The organism is Halopseudomonas pachastrellae (assembly GCF_900114765.1).
Taxonomy (GTDB): domain Bacteria; phylum Pseudomonadota; class Gammaproteobacteria; order Pseudomonadales; family Pseudomonadaceae; genus Halopseudomonas; species Halopseudomonas pachastrellae.
Genome location: NZ_FOUD01000043.1, coordinates 1 through 3195 on the forward strand (window position 1 = coordinate 1; position 3195 = coordinate 3195).

Genomic DNA, 3195 nt, shown 5'->3' on the forward strand with positions numbered 1-3195 from the left:
GTGATCTGAGCGTTTTTGATCGATTTGCCGCTTTTAAAATCGGCAGGGGCTGAAGTCAGCCAGAAATACACAACTACTTCAGACCATCCCTAGCTCTCCAGCCCAAGTAGTTGTACCGAACAACCTTGCACCTGTGTCAGTAGATCCAGAGCCGACGTACGAGCGCTGCGAGACCCGCGCGATGTTGAACGTAACGTCCGCATACTCCGCAACTAGAGTCTCAAGAGTCGGCCCGTATGCAACGAGGGCAGAGACGACAATGCTCTGGGCGCCAGCAGGCCGGAGCATTTCCAACAGTCTTCGTATGGAGCGACCGGTGTTTATCACGCTATCAACAACAATAACCGTCCGTCCCTGAGCTGGTATCGAACCCAGACTTTCACCGTCTTGATGGGGCACCAATGCACCGGCAGGCACACAGGACCAAATTCCTTCTGCCACAAAAAGACCTGCTCTCATCACCGCGAGTATGATCGGCTCATGCCCCGGCCTCACCCCAACTCCCTCGGACGCACCAACAACATGTTGAATCTCGACGCTCTCAAGGGGCAGTGCCTGCGCTATTGGGCCCGCCAGGCACCTACCTACAGCCCTATGCGCATCGGCCAACGCAGGTCCCGCCACCTCAACCTGGCGCGTGGTATTGACCAGTAACTGCATTAAAGGGTCGTTTGAGTGGTCAATTAGCAATGTTCATTCCTCCCTGAAAGATCAGTTGCGGCACATCGCTGGGTAGGCAACTGTCTAAATCATCAAAGCGCTGCTCGTCGACAATCAAATGACAAACAGAGGCCATTTTCATATCTGCCAATGCGGCTCGCAACGCCGGGCTGCCCTTAGAATCTGGCACAAACAGGGCAGCATCCGCTGCCGCCAACATTGGCAGATCTACGCAACTGTCACCGGCGGCTAATACTAACCAGCCCTCGTCTCGCAAAGCCCTTACCACATCACCTTTGGCCCGAGCAGAAACGACATAGTCATCCAGCGCGCTATGACTGCCTCCTAGCACCGGAACCCCCAGAAACCCATGACGCTCCAGTACCTTTCGCCAGATCTGAGGAATGCCCGCGGTGAGCACAACTACAGGAACCTCACCCAATACATCGCCTAGAATCTGCTGCCAGCAATCTCTCAAGGCAACAGACTCTGCCACGCGCTCGATCTCCGAGGAATACGCACTTACGTCGACTGCAGACCAGACAGCGGACACAGCACTGAACGCATCGTCCTCATAGCCCAAGCGCTCGAAAATCGAGCGAATTTGGTCGTTCAGCCCGAGCGCAGCCCCAACTGACCGCCCGGTGTCCTCGATACTGAGCGTACGATCCGCGTCCAAAACCAAGCACACACCGTATGCGTGCCCGTTGCGGCGCGGAAGGTGCCGCACGACTTCATGTACAAGCTCTGCCCCAGCCAGAGTCGCTAGTCCCAAACTCAAGCGACCTCCGGCTCAGTAAGACTGTGCAGAAACTGCTCTAAAGCGCGCAACCGAGCTTCAGCGCATGATTCTGCTATCTCGAGGAACGGCACATTCATTTCGCTAGCAAGTCGAAGCCCCTCACGCCGCTCATAAGCAATGTGTTCCGCGATTTGTTCGACTGATTCCAAGTCCCGTTGCCGGTCATCCGATAAACGTTGTGCCAACACGGCTTCAGGATCAGGATGAATCAACACCAGAGCATGAAAAAAATCTTTGTCTTCTTGCGTAAAGATCGACTCCAACACGCCGGTGCAGCGGTTTCTGAGCGTGAAGTGTCCATCGACGAGCAAATGCCCTTCGCAGGACTGCAATATCCGCTGCAGCTCTAAGATCGATTGCTCACGCACCTCTTGACGACGAGCCAACGGCCACTCGTCCAGCTCCTGCACCGTCGCCGGAGCGATTACAGCCTTCACTACCGATGAGCCCGTTATCTGCAAATCCCTTGCGTTACACTCGACGTGAGTGCGAAGCATTGTCGTCTTACCAGCCCCCGAGACTCCGCCAACACACACAGCTTTTCTACTAAACACATCTGATCTTTGATTCACACTATCCGTCCTTGCTGGGTACTGATTGCAGTGGTCAACCAAGCAACTGCCTTAGCTTCCAAGCGGGGAATCCTGTCATCCGGCTGAACTCCAGCAGGCACCGTGTCCAAACCCATCATCGGAGTACAGGTTGCACAAGAAGGCAGCGCCACCGGCTGACTCAGGTAACTGCGCAGATCATTGATCGTGGTTGACGAGGTAATGGCCAGGCCTTCTTCATCCCTTGCCAGCTTGGCAACTCTTGAGCAGACGAAAAGTCGACCCCGCTCAAGCGTCGTGCAATGCCGTCGGTACCAGCAGTCGTCAAACATCGCCTGCGCCCGACTCTGAGAAACCTTCACGCCTTCAGCCCATGGGTCCCACCCATCATCGCTTTCACGAAAGATCAACTCGACATGCGGCGCAACTAAACCGATCCAGGTGCGATAGAGATCCCGGATTTCAGCGCCAAGGCCATAGACACTCACGCTCAGCCTATTGATATGGTGCAGAGCTAGCCGGCTGAGCCCTCGGGGCGTCAAGCCGTTAGTCACAACCTCAATACGTTCCGCGATACCGATACGCGCAACAGTCCTTAGAACGGTCTCTAGCAACTGTCGATCGATTGTAGGTTCGCCGCCAAGAATGGCCAAACTAGCAATGCGCACACCTGCACGATGCAAGTGCGTTAGCGAATCCGATATCTCTGAAATCGGATCGTCAAGATAAGGAGTGGGTTGATGCGGAACAACAAAACCGCAGTTATCACACGCCAACGTACAACGAGAAGTGATTGAAATCTCCAGCTCTCGAATCTGGAGTACTGACTGTCCTGATACCGTCATAAAGCCCTACACATCCTGCGTATTCAACTCACCCCTGAACCTGCCAGCAATCGGGTGGTAGTTTACCCTCGAATCACACCCATTCCTCACACAGCTTCTCAGCCTGCACCAACACCAGCTGTGCAGCCTCTTCCTGCTTGTCCGGCGGATATTTGTACTTACGCAAAATGCGCTTAACCATCAAACGCAGCTTTGCCCTAACGCTGTCTCGGTTGTTCCAATCCACCGTCACGTTTTTACGTAAACCATCGGTCAGCTCGTGGGCAATCTTGGCGAGAATCTCATCGCCCAACTCGCGGACGGAAGCCTCGTTATTGGCCAACGCATCGTAGAAGGC

5 protein-coding genes are annotated in these 3195 nt (G+C 54.6%); all 5 read right to left on the reverse strand.

Annotated features, from left to right (window positions below; all coding sequences use genetic code 11):
• Positions 1-78: 78 nt before the first annotated feature.
• On the reverse strand, positions 79-660 hold the full coding sequence (locus BM116_RS19370) for a uracil phosphoribosyltransferase (protein ID WP_090475329.1): 582 nt from the start codon (positions 658-660) through the stop codon (positions 79-81).
• 19 nt (positions 661-679) lie between these two features.
• Complete coding sequence (locus BM116_RS18460; protein WP_139057048.1) at positions 680-1339, reverse strand: HAD family hydrolase; 660 nt, start codon at positions 1337-1339, stop codon at positions 680-682.
• A 98-nt stretch (positions 1340-1437) separates the two neighbouring features.
• The gene (locus BM116_RS18465; protein WP_328586216.1) at positions 1438-2034 is read right to left on the reverse strand and encodes an AAA family ATPase; all 597 of its coding nucleotides are present in this window, start codon (positions 2032-2034) and stop codon (positions 1438-1440) included.
• Entirely contained in the window at positions 2031-2858 is an 828-nt protein-coding gene (locus tag BM116_RS18470) for a radical SAM protein (protein ID WP_139057047.1), read from the reverse strand. The genes BM116_RS18465 and BM116_RS18470 overlap by 4 nt, the downstream gene beginning before the upstream one ends.
• A 73-nt stretch (positions 2859-2931) precedes the next feature.
• The coding region (locus BM116_RS18475) for a type I restriction enzyme endonuclease domain-containing protein (RefSeq protein WP_139222388.1) at positions 2932-3195 on the reverse strand (264 nt) is incomplete at its 5' end.

Bases quoted from the DNA above. Each gene is read 5' to 3' on its own strand.
- BM116_RS18470 (WP_139057047.1), bottom strand. From the start codon at position 2,858: ATGACGGTATCAGGACAGTCAGTACTCCAGATTCGAGAGCTGGAGATT.
- BM116_RS19370 (WP_090475329.1), bottom strand. From the start codon at position 660: ATGCAGTTACTGGTCAATACCACGCGCCAGGTTGAGGTGGCGGGACCT.